Source organism: Streptococcus viridans (assembly GCF_900636365.1).
In the GTDB taxonomy this organism is placed as follows: Bacteria; Bacillota; Bacilli; order Lactobacillales; family Streptococcaceae; genus Streptococcus; species Streptococcus viridans_A.
This window is the reverse complement of the sequence record NZ_LR134266.1, coordinates 1,918,812-1,936,982: the sequence shown is the minus strand read 5'-3', so window position 1 is coordinate 1,936,982 and position 18,171 is coordinate 1,918,812. Positions and strand designations below refer to the sequence as shown.

The 18,171-nt window shown below is 45.0% G+C and carries 16 protein-coding genes; 12 read left to right on the top strand and 4 right to left on the bottom strand.

Going from position 1 to position 18,171, the window contains the following annotated elements; all coding sequences use genetic code 11:
• Nucleotides 1-2: 2 nt before the first annotated feature.
• The 4 genes from malQ to nrdI all read left to right on the top strand — a co-directional run bounded on the left by malQ (nt 3) and on the right by nrdI (nt 5,023).
• The gene (gene malQ / locus EL081_RS09710; protein ID WP_347231945.1) at nt 3-1,568 is read left to right on the top strand and encodes a 4-alpha-glucanotransferase; all 1,566 of its coding nucleotides are present in this window, start codon (nt 3-5) and stop codon (nt 1,566-1,568) included.
• The gene (gene glgP / locus EL081_RS09705) at nt 1,556-3,814 is read left to right on the top strand and encodes a glycogen/starch/alpha-glucan family phosphorylase (RefSeq protein WP_126404979.1); all 2,259 of its coding nucleotides are present in this window, start codon (nt 1,556-1,558) and stop codon (nt 3,812-3,814) included. The genes malQ and glgP overlap by 13 nt, the downstream gene beginning before the upstream one ends.
• 173 nt (nt 3,815-3,987) lie before the next feature.
• A complete protein-coding gene (locus tag EL081_RS09700; protein ID WP_126404978.1) occupies nt 3,988-4,500 on the top strand; it encodes an ABC transporter permease in 513 nt (170 codons plus the stop codon).
• A gap of 55 nt (nt 4,501-4,555) precedes the next feature.
• Complete coding sequence (gene nrdI, locus EL081_RS09695) at nt 4,556-5,023, top strand: class Ib ribonucleoside-diphosphate reductase assembly flavoprotein NrdI (RefSeq protein WP_123160721.1); 468 nt, start codon at nt 4,556-4,558, stop codon at nt 5,021-5,023.
• Nucleotides 5,024-5,263: 240 nt separating this feature from the next.
• Here nrdI and EL081_RS09685 read toward each other — a convergent pair whose 3' ends face one another.
• Together EL081_RS09685 and argS are read right to left on the bottom strand one after the other, a co-directional pair.
• A complete protein-coding gene (locus EL081_RS09685) occupies nt 5,264-5,509 on the bottom strand; it encodes a hypothetical protein (RefSeq protein ID WP_006596982.1) in 246 nt (81 codons plus the stop codon).
• A gap of 166 nt (nt 5,510-5,675) precedes the next feature.
• Nucleotides 5,676-7,364, bottom strand: a complete 1,689-nt coding sequence (gene argS, locus EL081_RS09680; RefSeq protein ID WP_126404977.1) for an arginine--tRNA ligase — start codon at nt 7,362-7,364, stop codon at nt 5,676-5,678.
• A 102-nt stretch (nt 7,365-7,466) separates the two neighbouring features.
• Between argS and argR the strand changes: the two genes are divergently transcribed.
• Together argR and mutS are read left to right on the top strand one after the other, a co-directional pair.
• Nucleotides 7,467-7,910 carry an arginine repressor gene (argR, locus tag EL081_RS09675; RefSeq protein ID WP_126404976.1) on the top strand — a complete coding sequence of 148 codons (444 nt, stop codon included), beginning with the start codon at nt 7,467-7,469 and terminating at the stop codon, nt 7,908-7,910.
• A gap of 106 nt (nt 7,911-8,016) precedes the next feature.
• The gene (gene mutS, locus EL081_RS09670; RefSeq protein WP_126404975.1) at nt 8,017-10,560 is read left to right on the top strand and encodes a DNA mismatch repair protein MutS; all 2,544 of its coding nucleotides are present in this window, start codon (nt 8,017-8,019) and stop codon (nt 10,558-10,560) included.
• 232 nt (nt 10,561-10,792) lie between these two features.
• On the opposite strand, the gene EL081_RS09665 is transcribed toward mutS, so the two are convergent.
• Together EL081_RS09665 and EL081_RS09660 are read right to left on the bottom strand one after the other, a co-directional pair.
• Entirely contained in the window at nt 10,793-11,251 is a 459-nt protein-coding gene (locus tag EL081_RS09665) for a DUF3021 domain-containing protein (RefSeq protein ID WP_048715642.1), read from the bottom strand.
• On the bottom strand, nt 11,245-11,685 hold the full coding sequence (locus EL081_RS09660) for a LytTR family DNA-binding domain-containing protein (protein WP_040802875.1): 441 nt from the start codon (nt 11,683-11,685) through the stop codon (nt 11,245-11,247). The genes EL081_RS09665 and EL081_RS09660 overlap by 7 nt, the downstream gene beginning before the upstream one ends.
• A gap of 252 nt (nt 11,686-11,937) precedes the next feature.
• On the opposite strand from EL081_RS09660, the gene mutL reads away from it, so the two are divergent.
• From mutL to spx, 6 genes are all read left to right on the top strand, one after another.
• Complete coding sequence (gene mutL / locus EL081_RS09655; RefSeq protein ID WP_126404974.1) at nt 11,938-13,887, top strand: DNA mismatch repair endonuclease MutL; 1,950 nt, start codon at nt 11,938-11,940, stop codon at nt 13,885-13,887.
• Nucleotides 13,888-13,907: 20 nt separating this feature from the next.
• Nucleotides 13,908-14,501, top strand: a complete 594-nt coding sequence (ruvA, locus tag EL081_RS09650) for a Holliday junction branch migration protein RuvA (RefSeq protein WP_048691877.1) — start codon at nt 13,908-13,910, stop codon at nt 14,499-14,501.
• Between the two features lie 9 nt (nt 14,502-14,510).
• A complete protein-coding gene (locus EL081_RS09645; RefSeq protein ID WP_126404973.1) occupies nt 14,511-15,077 on the top strand; it encodes a DNA-3-methyladenine glycosylase I in 567 nt (188 codons plus the stop codon).
• A gap of 83 nt (nt 15,078-15,160) precedes the next feature.
• Nucleotides 15,161-16,429 carry a competence/damage-inducible protein A gene (locus tag EL081_RS09640; protein ID WP_126404972.1) on the top strand — a complete coding sequence of 423 codons (1,269 nt, stop codon included), beginning with the start codon at nt 15,161-15,163 and terminating at the stop codon, nt 16,427-16,429.
• A 46-nt stretch (nt 16,430-16,475) separates the two neighbouring features.
• Nucleotides 16,476-17,618 (top strand): recombinase RecA, encoded by a 1,143-nt coding sequence (gene recA / locus EL081_RS09635; RefSeq protein ID WP_125335103.1) that lies wholly within the window; start codon nt 16,476-16,478, stop codon nt 17,616-17,618.
• Nucleotides 17,619-17,705: 87 nt separating this feature from the next.
• Nucleotides 17,706-18,104 (top strand): transcriptional regulator Spx, encoded by a 399-nt coding sequence (gene spx, locus EL081_RS09630; protein ID WP_006595399.1) that lies wholly within the window; start codon nt 17,706-17,708, stop codon nt 18,102-18,104.
• Nucleotides 18,105-18,171: the final 67 nt, after the last annotated feature.

Sequence of the window (18,171 nt, the reverse complement as noted above, 5' to 3'; positions counted from 1 at the left end):
AGGTGGTACCCTCAATGAAAAAACGCCAAAGTGGTGTCTTGATGCACATTTCATCCTTGCCTGGGAAGTATGGAATCGGTTCGTTTGGTCAAGCAGCTTACGATTTTGTGGATTTCCTGGTTCGGACCAAGCAACGGTATTGGCAAATTTTGCCTCTCGGAACAACCAGTTATGGAGATTCTCCATATCAATCTTTCTCAGCTTTTGCAGGGAACACCCACTTTATTGACTTCGATCTCTTGATCGAGCAAGGGCTCTTGGATGCATCTGATGTTGAAGGTGTTGATTTTGGTCAAGATCCAACAGAAGTAGACTATGAGAAGATCTTCGAACAACGTCGTCCCCTTCTAGAAAAAGCAGTTAAAGCTTTTATCGAAAACGGTGATTGGGATGACTTCAGCCGTTTTGTTGAGCAAAATGCAGCTTGGTTGGAATTGTTCGCAGAATACATGGCTATTAAAGAGCACTTTGAATTAAAAGCATGGACAGAATGGCCAGACGCTGCGATTCGTGCACGTCAACCGGAAGCCCTTGCTTCATACCGCGCTCAATTGGAAGACAAATTGACTTACCATCGAGTAACACAGTATTTCTTCTTCAAACAATGGTTGAAATTGAAAGCATACGCTAACGACAACCATATTGAGATCGTAGGTGATATGCCAATCTACGTAGCGGAAGATTCAAGCGATATGTGGGCAAATCCTCATCTCTTCAAAACAGATGAAAATGGAAAAGCAACCTGCATCGCAGGATGCCCACCAGATGAGTTCTCAGCAACTGGTCAGCTTTGGGGTAACCCAATCTATGACTGGGAAGCAATGGACAAAGATGGTTACAAATGGTGGATTGAACGCTTGCGTGAGAGCTTCAAGATCTACGACATCGTGCGGATCGACCACTTCCGTGGTTTTGAATCTTACTGGGAAATCCCAGCTGGTTCTGATACAGCAGCACTAGGTAAATGGGTCAAAGGTCCTGGCTACAAACTCTTTGCCGCAGTGAAAGAAGAACTCGGTGATTTGAACATCATCGCAGAAGACCTTGGCTTCATGACGGACGAAGTCATTGAGCTTCGTGAGCGCACAGGCTTCCCAGGCATGAAGATTCTTCAATTTGCCTTCAATCCTGATGATGAAAGTATCGACAGCCCTCACTTAGCGCCAAATAACTCTGTTATGTACACTGGTACACATGATAACAACACGGTTCTTGGATGGTACCGCAATGAAATTGACGATCCAACTCGTGAGTACCTTGCTCGTTACACCAACCGTAAAGAATACGAATCTGTTCCACATGCGATGCTTCGTACCGTCTTTGCTTCAGTCAGCTTTATGGCCATCGCTACCATGCAAGATTTGTTAGAGTTGGATGGTTCAGCGCGAATGAACTTCCCATCTACTCTTGGTGGCAACTGGGCATGGCGGATGACAGCGGATCAATTGACGCCGGCTGTCGAGCAAGAATTGCTTGACTTGACTACAATTTATCGCCGTATCAATGAAAATTTGGTAGAATTAAAGAATAAGACATTATCAGGAGACATAAAAAAATGTTGCCATTAAAAGAATTTGTACAAAATCGTTACAATAAATCTATCGCAGAATGTAGCAACGAAGAGCTTTACCTTGCTCTTCTTAACTACAGCAAACTAGCAAGCAGCCAAAAACCAGTGAACACTGGTAAGAAAAAAGTTTACTATATCTCAGCTGAGTTCTTGATTGGTAAACTCTTGTCAAACAACTTGATCAACTTGGGTCTTTATGACGATGTTAAGAAAGAACTTGCTGATGCAGGTAAAGAGTTGATCGAAATCGAAGAAGTAGAATTGGAACCATCGCTTGGTAACGGTGGTTTGGGACGTTTGGCAGCCTGCTTTATCGACTCCATCGCTACACTTGGTTTGAACGGTGACGGGGTTGGTTTGAACTACCACTACGGTCTTTTCCAACAAGTGCTTAAAAACAACCAACAAGAAACCATTCCTAACGCTTGGTTAACTGAGCAAAACTGGTTGGTTCGCTCAAGCCGTAGCTACCAAGTACCATTTGCACACTTCACATTGACATCTACTCTTTACGATATCGATGTACCTGGTTACAAAACAGCTACGAAAAACCGTTTGCGTTTGTTTGACTTGGATTCAGTTGACTCTTCTATCATCGAAGATGGTATCAGCTTTGACAAGACAGATATCGCTCGCAACTTGACACTTTTCTTGTATCCAGACGATAGCGACAAACAAGGTGAATTACTCCGTATCTTCCAACAATACTTCATGGTTTCAAACGGTGCTCAATTGATCATCGATGAAGCCATCGAAAAAGGAAGCAACTTGCATGACCTTGCTGACTACGCAGTTGTACAAATCAACGATACTCACCCATCAATGGTGATTCCTGAATTGATCCGTCTTTTGACTGAACGTGGTATCGAACTTGATGAAGCAATCTCTATCGTTCGTAGCATGACTGCCTACACAAACCACACAATCCTTGCTGAAGCCCTTGAAAAATGGCCTCTTGAATTCTTGGAAGAAGTGGTTCCTCACTTGGTACCAATCATCAAAGAATTGGACCGCCGTGTTCGTGCTGAATACAAAGATCCAGCTGTTCAAATCATTGATGAAAACGATCGTGTACACATGGCCCACATGGATATCCACTATGGATACAGCGTAAACGGAGTTGCCGCTCTTCACACAGAAATTTTGAAGAACTCTGAGTTGAAAGCTTTCTACGATCTTTACCCAGAAAAATTCAACAACAAAACAAACGGTATTACTTTCCGTCGTTGGCTCATGCATGCTAACCCAAGCTTGTCTCACTACTTGGATGAGATTCTTGGACGCGACTGGCACCATGAAGCTTCTAAATTGGAAGACCTTCTTTCATACGAAGACAATGCTGCTGTCAAAGAAAAATTGGAAAGCATCAAAGCTCACAACAAACGTAAATTGGCTCGTCACTTGAAAGAACACCAAGGTGTGGAAATCAATACAAACTCAATCTTTGATATCCAAATCAAACGTCTTCACGAGTACAAACGTCAACAAATGAACGCTTTGTATGTGATTCACAAATACTTGGACATCAAGGCTGGTAATATCCCTGCTCGTCCAATCACAGTTTTCTTTGGTGGTAAAGCAGCTCCTGCCTACACAATCGCTCAAGACATCATCCACTTGATCCTTTGCTTGTCAGAAGTGATTGCAAACGACCCAGCAGTAGCACCACACTTGCAAGTCGTAATGGTTGAAAACTACAACGTTACTGCAGCAAGTTTCTTGATCCCAGCATGTGACATCTCAGAACAAATCTCATTGGCTTCTAAAGAAGCTTCAGGTACTGGTAACATGAAATTCATGTTGAACGGAGCTTTGACTCTTGGTACGATGGACGGTGCTAACGTGGAAATCGCTGAGTTGGTTGGAGACGAAAACATCTACATCTTTGGTGAAGATTCAGAAACTGTTATCGATCTTTACGCAAAATCAGCTTACAAATCAAGCGAATTCTACGCTCGTAAAGCGATCAAACCATTGGTTGACTTTATCGTGAGCGACGCTGTTCTTGCAGTTGGTAAGAAAGAACGCTTGGAACGTCTTTACAATGAATTGATCAACAAAGACTGGTTCATGACTCTTCTTGACCTGGAAGACTACATCAAAGTGAAAGAGCAAATGCTTGCTGATTACGAAAACCGTGACGCATGGTTGGATAAAGTCATCGTCAACATTGCTAAAGCAGGATTCTTCTCATCTGACCGTACTATCGCTCAGTACAACGAAGATATCTGGCACTTGAACTAATTTGCTTTCAGAATTCTAGAAGCAATATACTCATAAAAGAGGAGCTCCTTTTGGATCATATCCTGATTTAGAGGGAGCTTTTTTGTATAGGATAACTGGGAAAATCTAAACTTGCGCTTCCCTAAGGTTCACGTTATAATAAATACTATGGATATTAGAAACGAGGAAATACAATGAAGAAAAATCCGATTTATATGTATGTCTTGCTAGCCCTCTCAGCGATGGGAACTCTATTAACTGCTCAGTCCTTCTTTGGATTGGCTAAAGTGGAGGTCACAGATGAAACGGCAGCTTCTTTGAACTTAACCACTGCTCTTGAACGGGAAGAATACAAAGCCTTCCTTGAAAAATTAATCGTAGCCTTACGCGGACCAATCGCTTGGTTGTTGCTCTCTCTTTTGATTGCAGGCTTAATTGCTGTTGGCTATTTCTTCCTATCTAAAAAGGATATTGTCAAGGCAACCTATGCCTATATGGGTCAAATTGGAGCCTTCCTCCTAATAAGCTTGCACAATTTCTGGTCTTATCGTTCTTCCATGTCGGTAATCACATCAGATAAATTGCGGACCTTGTTACAGGCTTCTAGCTTATATGCACTTGTCTTGAGTGTGGTTGTAGCCCTTGTTTACTTGGGAATCCTCCTCTACAAATTGAAAAATAGACCAGCTAGCGACCTTCAAGCTTAGATCATAGCATTAAAAAACTCCTCAAGTCTGGAACAAAGAAGAGGAGCTGGTCTGATTGGAGAAAAAAATGAAAGTATGTTTTGTCTATATCAGTTTAAGTGGCAATACTGAAAGTTTTGTTCGTCGTCTCAGTGATTATCTATGGGAGCAGTACCCTGACTTGGTCATTGAAAAAATCCATGTCAAAGACCTAGTCAAAGAAGGGAAGCCCTTCTTTGAAGTTGATACACCTTTTATCGCCTTTTTGCCGACCTACCTAGAAGGAGGAAATGGTGTTGATAATGGAGATGTGGAAATTTTAACGACCGATGTAGCAGACTTTATCGCCTATGGAGACAATGCCACTAAATGCTTGGGAGTTGTAGGATCAGGAAATCGCAACTTCAACAATCAATATTGCCTAACGGCCAAGCAGTACAGCCAACGCTTTGGTTTCCCTATGCTAGCAGACTTTGAGATGCGAGGAATGCTAGGGGATATCAAAAAAGTAGCGGCCATTGTAGAAGATTTGTATCGTCTTTAAAACAAAAGAGGCTGGGACAAAAGTCCTAGCCTCTCAATTGTCTTTGGATTATCGAGCAAGACGCAGTGGTTGAGTGGGCTCTACCACGCTGATTTCATCAGCTTTTACAGCCCTACTCAACTGTGCGGAGGTGGGACGACGAAATCGAATTCTAACGAATTACCGATTTCTGTCCCACTCTCTTATTTGTTGCGGTTGAAGAGAGAGGGGTCATATTTTGTATGACTCCTCTTTTAGGGCTTATTTTAATTGATCTGTGATTTCTTTCGAGAGCAAGAGGCCGAGGCGATAGTCCTTATTGATGGCGTGAATGACATCGTTGATGTTTTCCGTCGTTTGGATTTGTTCCTTGATGCTTGCCTTGAAGGCTTCATCTTTTAAGAGTTGCTCTTGTAAAATCTTTTGCAGTTTTTCTCTCTCGTATTTATTGATTAAAAAGAGAATGAGCAGACTAACTAAAATAAGAATATAAACAGTTTGATTCATAGGGTTCTCCAAAGGATAAGATAATGGATGAAGGGAAGCGATAATCCCTAAAAATATAGGTGTATTGAGCATGAGAAAAGGAGTGAGATGGAACTAAATAAGGTTTATTTAGCGATTCCTCTCACCCCTACAAGAGACGGTTTCCTATCAAAAAGTAAGGAAGAAATTACATTTTCTCAGGTGCATCGACACCAAGTAAGCGAAGCGCTTCTTTCAAAACAACTGCTGTTGAGTAGCTAAGAGCAAGGCGGCTATCGCGTTCTGGGCTTTCATCCAAGATACGAGTGTGAGCATAGTACTTGTTGAAGGCTTGAGCCAAGTTGATAGCATATTTAGCAATCAAGGATGGGTCATAGTTTTCAGCAGCACGTTTCACGACACGAGCAAAGTCTTGGAGAAGTTTGATGATTTCCCAGCTTTCAGGGTCGTTCAAGCTGTATGTTGCATCTGCAGATGGAGTGAAGTTGGCTTTGCGAAGGATGGATTGGATACGTGCGTATGCGTATTGAACGTATGGTCCAGTTTCCCCTTCGAAGGATACCATGGCTTCAAGGTCAAAGTCATACCCGTTGCGACGATCTGTCTTCAAGTCGTAGAACTTAACGGCACCAACACCGACTGCACGTGCTACTTCTTCCTTGTTTTCCAATTCAGGGTTCTTTTCTTCGATCTGCGCTTTAGCACGAGAGATGGCTTCTTGAAGGGTTGGTTCGAGCAGGATGATATTTCCTTTACGAGTTGACAATTTTTGGCGGTTCTTTGTGACCAAACCAAAGTCAACGTGGATCATATCGTCGCTCCAGTCAAATCCCATTTTCTTCAAAACAGCTTTCAACTGACGGAAGTGGTTGGATTGTTCTTGACCTACAGCATAGATGTTTTTCACAAAGTTGTAAGTCCGTGCACGATAGATAGCGGTTGCGATATCACGAGTGATATAAAGAGTGGCACCGTCTGATTTCTTAATCATAGCTGGTGGAAGGTTGACATCATCCAGCTCAACGATGCTAGCTCCCTTAGACTCTTTCAACAAGCCTTTGTCTTCAAGGATTTGGACAGCTTCATCCATCTTGTCATTGTAGAAAGCTTCTCCGTTTAAGCTGTCAAATTCAACACCGAGGAGTTTGTAGATACGGTTGAATTCTACCAAGCTCTCGTCACGGAACCATTGCCACAATTCAGTCGCTTCTGGATCTCCATCTTCCAATTTCTTGAACCAGAGACGTCCTTCCTCATCCAAAGCAGGATCGTTTTCGATTTCGGCATTGATGCGGACATAGAGTTTCAACAATTCATCGATTGGATTGGCTTCGACGGCTTCCTTGCTACCCCATTTTTTATAAGCGACCATCAAGAGACCAAATTGTTTACCCCAGTCTCCCAAGTGGTTGATTTTAATGGTGTTGTAGCCCATTTTGCGGAAGATATTTGAAAGAGCATCTCCGATAACGGTTGAGCGCAAATGACCAACTGAGAAAGGTTTTGCAATATTTGGACTAGAAAGGTCGATGGTAATATTTCCTCCATGTCCTTCGTCTTGCTGACCGTAGTCTGCACCTGCTTCGATAACAGATTTGATTACGTGATCAGAGATCTTAGATTTGTCCAAGAAGAAGTTTACATAAGGTCCAGTTGCAACGACTTTTTCAAAGTGAGAGGCATCGATTTTTTCCGCAATATCAGCAGCAATCGCTTGAGGAGCTTTGCGTTCGATTTTAGCCAAAGAAAAGGCAGGAAAGGCGATATCTCCGAGGTCTGAAGATTTTGGTTGCTCTAGTAAATTTAAGATAGTTTCTTGGTCTAAGCCTTCAATGACTTTTGCCAATTCACTTGCAATAAGTTCTTTATGATTCATAGTAGCTCCTTTGGTCTTTTGTTACTATTCTATCACAAAATTCGGCCTTTCTTCAAACTTTTTGGTATAATCAAAGTATAATTATTCAAAAGTGGAGCAAAAATGAAAAAAGATGAACGTCAACTTTTGATTCGAGAAATTATTCAACATGAGAAGTTATCGACGCAAAAAGACATTCAAGACCGTCTAGAACAAAGAGGGGCGGGAGTGACCCAGACAACCTTATCTAGAGATCTACGAGAAATCGGTCTGATCAAGGTAAAAGAAAAGGGTGGCCTCTATTATAAATTAGCAGACGAACCTGATCGAACAGATATTTTTAGACTGATTGCTCAATATGCACAAGTGGTCTCGAGAGCGGAGTTCACACTGGTTGTTCGGACGGAGCTGGGAGAAGCGGCTATTTTAGCCAATGCAGTCGATGAGATCTTGGATGATCAAATCCTTGGCACCGTCGCAGGGGCCAATACCCTCTTAATTGTTTGCAAGGACCAAGAAGTAGCACAAACAGTCCAGCAGACCATTCTCCAACATTCTAGTCACTAGTCAAGGGCGAGGGACCAGTCCAGAAAGGGATCGGCCCTCCTTTTATGTCAGTTTAGAGTTGGAGTAAGCACTCAGAATGAATGCAATGATATAGAAAAGGAGCGATATGGCAGCAGAAAAAATATCACCTGGCATGCAGCAATACCTAGATATCAAAAAAGACTATCCGGATGCTTTTTTGCTCTTTCGGATGGGGGATTTTTACGAGCTCTTTTATGAAGATGCCGTCAATGCAGCACAGATTTTAGAGATTTCTTTGACCTCTCGGAATAAAAATGCAGAAAATCCGATTCCCATGGCTGGAGTTCCCTATCATTCGGCCCAGCAGTACATCGATGTCTTGATCGAAAAAGGCTATAAGGTGGCTATTGCAGAGCAGATGGAAGATCCCAAGCAAGCCGTCGGTGTGGTCAAACGGGAAGTGGTCCAAGTCATTACTCCGGGGACCGTTGTCGATTCGACCAAGCCAGACAGCGCCAACAACTTCCTGGTAGCCTTGTCTCATGATGAGACGGACTATGGCCTTGCCTATATGGACCTAGTGACCGGGGAGTTTCAGGTCACCAGTCTGAATGATTTTGCCATGGTCTGTGGGGAGATCCGCAACCTACGGGCGCGGGAGATTGTCCTGACCTACTCCTTGTCAGAAGGTGAAGAAAGAGTCCTTCTTGGCCAAATGAACCTCTTGCTCTCCCCTATCTCAGAAGTGGCGGAGGATGTCCAACTTTTAGGGGCTGACTTGACTCATTTGGAGAGAATAGCGGCAGGAGGCCTGCTCCAATACGTCCAGGAAACCCAGAAGCGGGAACTCCACCATATCAAGCCTGCCCATCACTATGAAGTTCGTGATTTCTTGCAGATGGATTATGCGACCAAGGCGAGTTTGGACTTGACAGAAAATGCTCGGACTGGCAAAAAACATGGCAGCCTCTACTGGCTCCTAGATGAAAGCAAGACAGCCATGGGAGGCCGTCTCTTGCGGGCATGGATCCAGAAGCCTTTGATGGACCGCCATCGGATCGAAGAACGCCAAGAGATTATCCAAGTCTTCTTGGACCATTTCTTTGAGCGAAGTGATCTGGCAGATCGTCTCAAGGGAGTGTATGACATCGAGCGATTGGCCAGTCGGGTTTCCTTTGGCAAGACCACTCCCAAGGACCTCTTGCAGTTGGGTGAAACCCTGCGCCATGTTCCCTTGATCAAATCGCTTTTGGTCGAGATGGGCGAGCCCGTGCTAGACCTCCTCGTTGCCCAGTTAGATGAGCTACCAGAGCTTTGCCGTCTCATCGAGGCAGCGATTGACCCGGATGCCCCTATCGTTCTGACAGAAGGTAATATCATCCGTACCGGCTTTGACCCAACTCTGGACCAGTACCGTGTCGTCCTCCGGGAAGGGACCGGCTGGATTGCAGAGATCGAAGCCAAAGAACGGGAGGCCAGTGGCATCACCGGACTTAAAATTGACTACAACAAAAAAGATGGCTATTATTTCCATGTGACCAATTCCCAATTATCCCGTGTACCAGCTCATTTCTTCCGCAAGGCAACCTTGAAAAATTCTGAGCGCTTTGGGACAGAGGAACTGGCTCGGATTGAAGGGGAGATGCTAGAAGCTCGGGAACAGTCGACTAGCCTAGAGTATGCGATTTTCCTACGGATCAGAGAGGAAGTCGGCAAGTACATCCAGCGCCTGCAGTCCCTAGCCCAAGCCCTAGCAACGGTGGACGTCTTGCAAGGGTTGGCCTGTGTAGCTGAAAGGCAACAACTGACCCGTCCAGTCTTCCAAGAGGCGCGCGATATCCGGATTGAAAAGGGGCGTCATCCAGTTGTTGAGAAGGTGATGGGAGCTCAAAGCTACATCCCCAACAGCATTTCTATGGATGAGACCTGTGATATCCAGTTGATTACGGGACCTAATATGAGCGGGAAGTCCACCTATATGCGCCAGTTGGCCATCATTGTCATTATGGCTCAGGTTGGTTCCTTTGTACCGGCTCAGGCGGCGACCCTTCCTCTCTTTGATGCCATTTATACCCGGATTGGGGCTGCAGATGACTTGGTATCCGGTCAATCGACCTTTATGGTTGAGATGATGGAGGCCAACAATGCCATTCGCCAAGCGACTCCGGCTTCTCTTATCTTGTTTGATGAGTTGGGACGGGGGACGGCGACCTATGATGGGATGGCCTTGGCTCAAGCCATCATCGAATACATCCATGACCGGACAGGTGCCAAGACGCTCTTTGCCACCCACTACCATGAGTTGACCGACCTGGAGCAGACCCTATCTCGCTTGCGCAATGTCCACGTCGCAACCTTGGAGAAGGATGGCCAAGTGACCTTCTTGCACCGGATTGAAGAGGGACCAGCGGATAAATCCTATGGGATCCATGTGGCCAAGATTGCCGGGCTGCCAAGCGATCTCTTGAAGCGGGCAGATACTATCTTGAGTCAATTAGAAGGCCAAAGCCACGAAGTGCCGATGGCGACTCCAACACAAGAATCCTCTCCACAGGTCGGAGAACAGATATCCTTGTTTGAAGCAACTTCCTCTCACTCTGTCTTAGAAGAGTTGAAGAATCTCGATATCTACAATATGACCCCGATGGAAGTCATGATGGCAGTTGCCGAGATGAAAAAGAGAATTTAAAAAACAGTTCATTCGAACTGTTTCAGATTGAAGACAAAGTAATTTTAAAAACTTTCCTTAGGTGAGTACGGACGTCAGCGAACTTCGTAGAAGTTCCATGACTAATCATTGAGCCTAAGGTCTCAATGATTCCGAGTGCCTGAAACACAGTTGTTTCAGGCACTTTTCTCACAGCGGAAAGTTTTTCATCTTCTTGAATGACTAAAAAATAAAAGTCATTTTTTTGAATTCCTCAGGCTTTCCCTTGCAACTGTTGGTTGATCTCTTCTACTTTTTTCTTGTAAATGTGATAAGAAACCGCCCAGATAACCAAGTACACAAGGCTAAACTCTATAATGACGGAGATGTAGAAGCTGATTTGGATTGGGAACCAGCCTCCCAAGGTTGCCAAAGGTAGAAAACCAAAGAGCATCAAAAGGTAGTGGCTGAGGGTCGCACGGAGGAGGCTCCAGTCTTTGTTGAACAGGTTTTTTCCTAAGCTGAAGAGCAAGCCGATGCCAGCCCATATAAGGATACAATAGAGCATGACAAGGGATCCATGCACGTCGTGGGCTTGCATCCATTGTCCAACGCCTGAACTTGGACTGAGAGGCATGTAAGTGGAAGGTGAGTTTAGGAAAGAAAAGACGATAGAGAGGGTAAGGCCGATGAAGATGCCTTTAGAGGCATTCGATAGATGAGTCTTTAACATGATAATTTCTCCTTAATAGCTTTTAAATAGCGACGAGACGAATAGGTGATGGTCCCGTTTTTCAGATTGATTTGGACCGATCCGCTGCTGGTAAAATGCAGGTGATCGATTTCTTTGGTATTGATAATTTCAGATTGGGAAATTTTTAAAAAATAGATGGGCAAGTCTTGAGAGAGTTGGTAGAGGGGGCCGGTGAGGATGAAGTGATCATCCTTTGTTTCCCCAACGACTTGACGGTTTTCAATATAGAACCGATGAAACAAGTGAGTCTCTACAAGATAGGTTTCCCCCTCCTTTTTCGCTCGCAAGCGTTCCTTCTGGTCCAATTCCTCAATGAATTGTTGGACTTTCTGGATGCGTTCGCTAGGTTGTGGCCCTGTGATGGCTACGCCTTCTTCTTGAAAATGGGGGTCAATGGTAACTGTTACTTTCATACAAATCCCTTCTAACATATTGACGTCAGGTAAGCGATCCGCTAGCAGGACTTCTTGCTTACAAGTCTATTAAACACTTTTTCAGGCATCAAGACAAGGCTTTTCGCATATTCGGTCAGTTTGTCTGTTTATCTGGTAGAAGACGGTATCTTTAATGGAGCTGGAGCACAAGGTTTTATAAAGGGAGGGCTTCCTTGGAGATATGGTATAATAGTTCTACCTATGCGCGTATAAAACATAAGAGGGGAAGCTATGTCACAGATTATCGAATTACCAGAAATTTTAGCCAATCAAATCGCTGCCGGTGAGGTCATCGAGCGCCCTGCTAGTGTGGTCAAGGAACTGGTTGAAAACTCCATCGATGCGGGAGCTAGTCAGATTGTCGTAGAGATCGAAGAAGCTGGCTTAAAGAGCATTCAAATCACGGATAATGGACAAGGGATTGCCCATGAGGAAGTGGAATTAGCTCTTCGTCGCCATGCGACTAGTAAGATCAAGAGTCAAGCAGATCTCTTTCGTATCCGGACCCTAGGCTTCCGTGGCGAGGCCTTGCCGTCTATTGCCTCTGTCAGTGTCATGACCATCCTGACAGCTCAGGAAGGAGCTAGTCATGGGACCAAGCTAGAGGCTAAAGGGGGCGAAATCACTTCTCTTGAGCCGGCGACTAGCCCTGTGGGGACTAAAATCACAGTTGAGGACCTCTTTTTCAATACACCAGCCCGCCTCAAATATATGAAGAGCCAGCAGGCAGAGTTGTCCCATGTCGTCGACATTCTCAACCGCCTGAGTCTGGCCCATCCAGAGATTGCCTTTACCTTGATCAATGACGGCCATGAAATGACACGGACGGCAGGAACGGGGAATCTCCGTCAAGCCATCGCAGGAGTCTACGGGCTCGCTACCGCTAAGAAAATGGTTGCCATCGAGACAGGTGATTTGGACTTTGAAGTGTCGGGCTTCGTCTCTTTGCCAGAATTGACCCGGGCCAATCGCAATTACATTAGTCTCTTTATCAACGGTCGTTACATCAAGAATTTCTTGCTCAATCGGGCCATCTTGGACGGCTACGGCAGTAAACTCATGGTTGGACGCTTCCCGATAGCGGTCATCAATATTCAGATTGACCCCTATCTAGCGGATGTCAATGTCCACCCGACCAAGCAAGAGGTGCGCATTTCTAAAGAACGAGAACTAATGGCCTTGATCTCCCAGGCCATTGTCTCCGCTTTGAAAGAGCAGGATCTGATTCCAGATGCTTTGGAAAATCTAGCCAAGTCGACGCTTCGTCGAACAGAAAAACCAGTCCAGACCAGTCTCCCTCTAAAAGAAAATAGCCTCTATTACGACCGAGACAAGGGAGACTTCTTTGTCCGTCCAGAGGTTGCAGAATCCCAGCCAAGTGGTGAATTGACCCCAGAGCAAACGGTTCTCTTTGCCTCAGAAGAGGGAAATCAGGAGGCTAAATCACCAGCCATCAAATTTGCGGAGCGAAAGGCGCCTCAGTATGATCAACTGGACCATCCAGAGTTGGATCTAGCTAGTCTAGATAAGGCTTATGACAAGTTGGAAGGAGAAGAACATTCGACCTTCCCAGAGTTGGAATATTTCGGTCAGATGCATGGGACCTATCTCTTTGCCCAAGGCAATGGGGGTCTTTACATCATTGACCAGCATGCGGCCCAAGAGCGGGTCAAATACGAAGAATACCGGGAGAGCATCGGGGACGTAGACGGCAGTCAGCAACAACTGCTGGTGCCTTATATCTTTGAATTCCCTGCAGACGATCTGATCCGCCTGCAACAGCGTAAACACCTCCTAGAGGAAGTGGGCGTCTATCTAGAAGAGTACGGAGCCAACCAGTTGATCTTGCGGGAGCATCCGATTTGGATGAAGGAAGAAGAGATCGAGTCGGGTATCTATGAGATGTGTGATATGCTCCTTTTGACCAAGGAAGTGTCCATCAAGAAATACCGGGCGGAGTTGGCCATCATGATGTCTTGCAAACGCTCCATCAAGGCCAATCACACACTGGACGATTACTCCGCACGGGATCTCATCTACCAACTGTCCCAATGTGACAACCCTTATAACTGTCCCCACGGCCGTCCCGTCTTGGTCAACTTCACCAAATCGGACATGGAAAAGATGTTCCGACGCATTCAGGAAAATCACACTAGCCTACGAGAATTGGGCAAATATTAAGTAAACGATAAAGGAAGATTATGTACGAATACATTAAAGGAATTTTAACGAAAATCACCGCTAAATACATCGTGGTGGAAACGGCTGGGATCGGCTATCTCTTGCATGTGGCCAACCCCTATGCCTACTCTGGTAAAATGAATCAAGAGGTGCAAGTTTATCTGCACCAAGTGGTCCGTGAAGATGCTCACCTTCTCTATGGCTTTGCGACTGAAGAAGAGAAACAGCTCTTTTTAAACTTGATCTCAGTCTCTGGGATTGGACCTGTCTCAGCTCTGGCTATCATTGCTGCAGATGACAATGCAGGCCTTGTCCAAGCCATCGAAAGCAAGAACATCACCTACTTGACCAAGTTTCCAAAGATCGGCAAGAAAACAGCCCAACAGATGGTGCTGGACTTGGAAGGTAAGATCAATCTCGATCTAGAAGATGCACCGGCTCAGACAAAAGCTAAGGCGACAGAAGAGAACCAAGCCTTAGAAGAAGCCATGGAAGCTATGTTGGCATTGGGCTACAAGGCAACGGAGCTTAAGAAAATCAAGAAATTCTTTGAAGGCACGACCGATACAGCAGAGAACTATATCAAGTCTGCCCTGAAGATGTTGGTGAAATAGGAGGTTCCTATGCCAAAACGTTGTGGCTGGGTTAAAATGAACAACCCGCTCTATGTAGCCTACCATGATGAGGAATGGGGACAGCCTCTCCACGATGACCAGGGGCTTTTTGAGTTGCTCTGTATGGAGACCTATCAGGCTGGTTTGTCTTGGGAAACGGTCCTCAATAAACGGCAGGCTTTCCAGGAATCTTTTCATGGTTACCATCTTCAACGCGTCGCAGAGATGACCGACTCTGAACTGGAATCCTTGTTAGACAATCCAGCAATTATCCGAAATCGAGCCAAGATTTTTGCGACACGGGCCAATGCTCAAGCCTTTTTACAAGTCCAGGTAGAGTTTGGCACCTTTGATGCCTATCTCTGGTCTTTTGTCGATGGAAAAACCATTGTCAATGATGTTCCAGATTACAGTCAAGCACCAGCTAAGACGCCTTTATCTGAGAGATTATCCAAGGATCTCAAAAAACATGGCTTCAAGTTTACAGGCCCCGTTGCGGTCCTATCCTTTCTACAGGCTGCAGGCCTGGTCAATGATCATGAGAATGATTGTGAATGGAAAAATCCGAATAACTAACCCATCGTAGAAAATTTTTCTACGATTTTTCTATTTTTGTGTTACAATGAAGAAAAATTACGAATAGTATAAGTGGAGGCGTTATGAAAGCAGAGATCATTGCAGTAGGAACTGAAATTCTCACAGGACAGATTGTCAATACCAATGCGCAATTCTTATCAGAAAAGTTGGCAGGTCTAGGGATCGACGTTTATTTCCAAACTGCAGTTGGAGATAATGCCGATCGTCTCTTGTCTGTTCTTGCAATCGCGCGTGATCGAAGTGATCTCGTCATCCTCACGGGAGGACTCGGACCGACCGAAGACGACCTGACCAAGCAGACCCTAGCGCAGTTCTTGGGTAGAGACCTGACCTTTGATCCAGAAGCAATGGCCAAGTTGGATCGCTTCTTTGCCAGTCGGCCAGACCATGTCCGAACTCCCAACAATCTGAGACAAGCGCAAATAGTGACAGGCTCAACACCGCTCCAAAATCTGACCGGTTTGGCAGTGGGAGGGCTGATTGAAGTAGAGGGTGTTAGCTATGTCGTCTTGCCTGGTCCCCCTAGTGAATTGAAACCCATGGTTAATGATGAGTTAGTGCCCTTGCTAGCCACAGGCGAGAAGCTCTACTCACGTGTCTTGCGCTTCTTTGGGATTGGGGAAAGCCAGCTGGTAACCGTTCTAGCCGATGTGATTGATGGCCAGACGGACCCGACGGTGGCTCCTTATGCTAAGACCGGAGAAGTGACCTTGCGCTTGTCAACCAAGGCTGCATCACAAGAGCAGGCTGATCAGAAATTGGATCAGTTGGAGCAAGTGATCCTCCGTCATGAGACTTTGGATGGTCAAGCCTTGAGCCAGCTCTTCTATGGCTATGGTGATGACAATTCCCTAGCCAAGGTTGCTTTTGAACTCTTACGAGAGAGAGGTTTGACCCTAACCGCAGCAGAGAGCTTGACGGCCGGGATGTTCCAGTCGACTCTGGCTAATTTTTCAGGAGCCTCAGCAGTCCTACCAGGAGGTTTCGTCACTTACAGCATAGAGGAAAAGAGCAAAATGCTCCAAATCCCCCTAGCTGAGTTGCAAGAACATGGAGTGGTCTCTGCCCATACAGCTGAGCGGATGGCAGCGCAAGCCCATCTCTTAACAGGGGCTGACTATGGAGTCAGTCTGACAGGTGTTGCTGGTCCAGACAGTCTAGAAGGCCACCCAGCAGGGACCGTTTTTATTGGAATTGCGGGTCCTAAAGGAGTCCAATCAATCAAGGTCAATATCGCTGGCCGGAGTCGTATGGATGTTCGTAAAGTTGCAGTCCTCCATGCCTTTAATCTGGTACGCCGGACTGTATTATTAGATGAAAATTTGCTATAATGAAAAGAAGCTTGTATAGCATTACGCTTTGATATAGGAGAAAAGAATGGCGAAAAAACAGAAAAAATTAGATGATATCTCTAAGAAATTCGGAGACGAGCGTGAAAAAGCGCTCAATGATGCCCTAAAGTTGATCGAAAAAGACTTTGGTAAAGGATCCATCATGCGTCTGGGCGAACGCGCAGAGCAAAAAGTTCAAGTCATGAGCTCAGGTTCCTTGGCTCTTGATATTGCCTTGGGTGCTGGTGGTTATCCAAAAGGTCGGATCATCGAAATCTATGGTCCAGAATCATCTGGTAAAACAACCGTTGCCCTCCATGCAGTAGCGCAAGCACAGAAAGAAGGAGGCATTGCTGCCTTTATCGATGCCGAGCATGCCTTGGACCCATCTTATGCTGCAGCTCTTGGGGTTAATATTGATGAACTCCTCTTGTCTCAACCAGACTCAGGAGAACAAGGACTTGAAATTGCTGGTAAATTGATTGACTCTGGTGCCGTTGACTTGGTCGTTATCGACTCTGTTGCTGCCTTGGTCCCACGCGCAGAAATCGATGGAGATATCGGTGACAGCCACGTTGGTTTGCAAGCGCGGATGATGAGCCAGGCTATGCGTAAGCTTGGAGCTTCAATCAACAAGACCAAGACCATTGCTATCTTTATCAACCAATTGCGTGAAAAAGTTGGGGTCATGTTTGGGAATCCAGAAACCACACCTGGTGGTCGTGCCCTTAAATTCTACGCTTCTGTTCGTCTAGATGTTCGTGGAAATACTCAAATCAAAGGTACTGGGGACCAAAAAGATACCAACGTTGGTAAGGAAACCAAGATTAAGGTTGTGAAGAACAAGGTGGCTCCACCGTTCAAAGAAGCCATGGTTGAAATCATGTACGGAGAAGGAATTTCACGTACAGGCGAATTGCTAAAAATTGCAACAGACCTTGATTTGATCCAAAAAGCAGGGGCTTGGTATTCTTATAACGGTGAGAAGATCGGCCAAGGTTCTGAAAATGCTAAGAAGTACTTGGCAGACCATCCAGAAATTTTTGATGAGATTGACCACCAAGTGCGCGTGCGCTTCGGTTTGATCGATGATGACACTGCTGTAGTTGCACAAGATGAAGTAGCTGAAAGCCCACTTCTTGAAGAAGTAACACTAGATCTTGATGATGCCATTGAGATTGAAGAGTAATTTTTTTTAAAATAGGTCGAAAGACTGATGGTTTTTATGGTATAATATACTACAATGTTATTATCGTGTGGCGAAAGGAGTGCATGCATGATTAAAATTTACACAGTTTCAAGTTGCACGAGTTGTAAAAAAGCCAAAACTTGGCTAAATGCTCATCAGTTGATCTATAAAGAACAAAACCTTGGTAAAGAAGGGATTACAAAAGAAGAATTACTCGATATTTTGACCAAAACAGAAAATGGCATTGCAAGTATCGTTTCTTCAAAAAACCGATACGCTAAGAATCTAGGTGTCGATATTGAAGACCTCAGCATGAATGAAGTCATCGATATCATCTTAGAAACACCACGAATCTTGAAAAGTCCTATCCTAGTGGATAACAAGCGACTTCAAGTTGGTTATAAGGAAGATGATATTCGGGCCTTTTTACCACGTTCTGTACGAAATGTTGAAAATGCGGAGGCTCGCTTAAGAGCAGCCCTATAAGAACAAGTAGCCAAACATTGAGCTACTGAGAAGAGTCGAGATGTCAAAATCTCGACTTTTTCTTTTG

Bases quoted from the DNA above. Each gene is read 5' to 3' on its own strand.
- mutL (WP_126404974.1), top strand. From the start codon at position 11,938: ATGTCACAGATTATCGAATTACCAGAAATTTTAGCCAATCAAATCGCT.
- glgP (WP_126404979.1), top strand. From the start codon at position 1,556: ATGTTGCCATTAAAAGAATTTGTACAAAATCGTTACAATAAATCTATC.
- EL081_RS09645 (WP_126404973.1), top strand. From the start codon at position 14,511: ATGCCAAAACGTTGTGGCTGGGTTAAAATGAACAACCCGCTCTATGTA.
- EL081_RS09700 (WP_126404978.1), top strand. From the start codon at position 3,988: ATGAAGAAAAATCCGATTTATATGTATGTCTTGCTAGCCCTCTCAGCG.
- argS (WP_126404977.1), bottom strand. From the start codon at position 7,364: ATGAATCATAAAGAACTTATTGCAAGTGAATTGGCAAAAGTCATTGAA.
- EL081_RS09685 (WP_006596982.1), bottom strand. From the start codon at position 5,509: ATGAATCAAACTGTTTATATTCTTATTTTAGTTAGTCTGCTCATTCTC.
- spx (WP_006595399.1), top strand. From the start codon at position 17,706: ATGATTAAAATTTACACAGTTTCAAGTTGCACGAGTTGTAAAAAAGCC.
- EL081_RS09665 (WP_048715642.1), bottom strand. From the start codon at position 11,251: ATGTTAAAGACTCATCTATCGAATGCCTCTAAAGGCATCTTCATCGGC.
- recA (WP_125335103.1), top strand. From the start codon at position 16,476: ATGGCGAAAAAACAGAAAAAATTAGATGATATCTCTAAGAAATTCGGA.
- EL081_RS09640 (WP_126404972.1), top strand. From the start codon at position 15,161: ATGAAAGCAGAGATCATTGCAGTAGGAACTGAAATTCTCACAGGACAG.
- EL081_RS09660 (WP_040802875.1), bottom strand. From the start codon at position 11,685: ATGAAAGTAACAGTTACCATTGACCCCCATTTTCAAGAAGAAGGCGTA.
- argR (WP_126404976.1), top strand. From the start codon at position 7,467: ATGAAAAAAGATGAACGTCAACTTTTGATTCGAGAAATTATTCAACAT.
- mutS (WP_126404975.1), top strand. From the start codon at position 8,017: ATGGCAGCAGAAAAAATATCACCTGGCATGCAGCAATACCTAGATATC.
- ruvA (WP_048691877.1), top strand. From the start codon at position 13,908: ATGTACGAATACATTAAAGGAATTTTAACGAAAATCACCGCTAAATAC.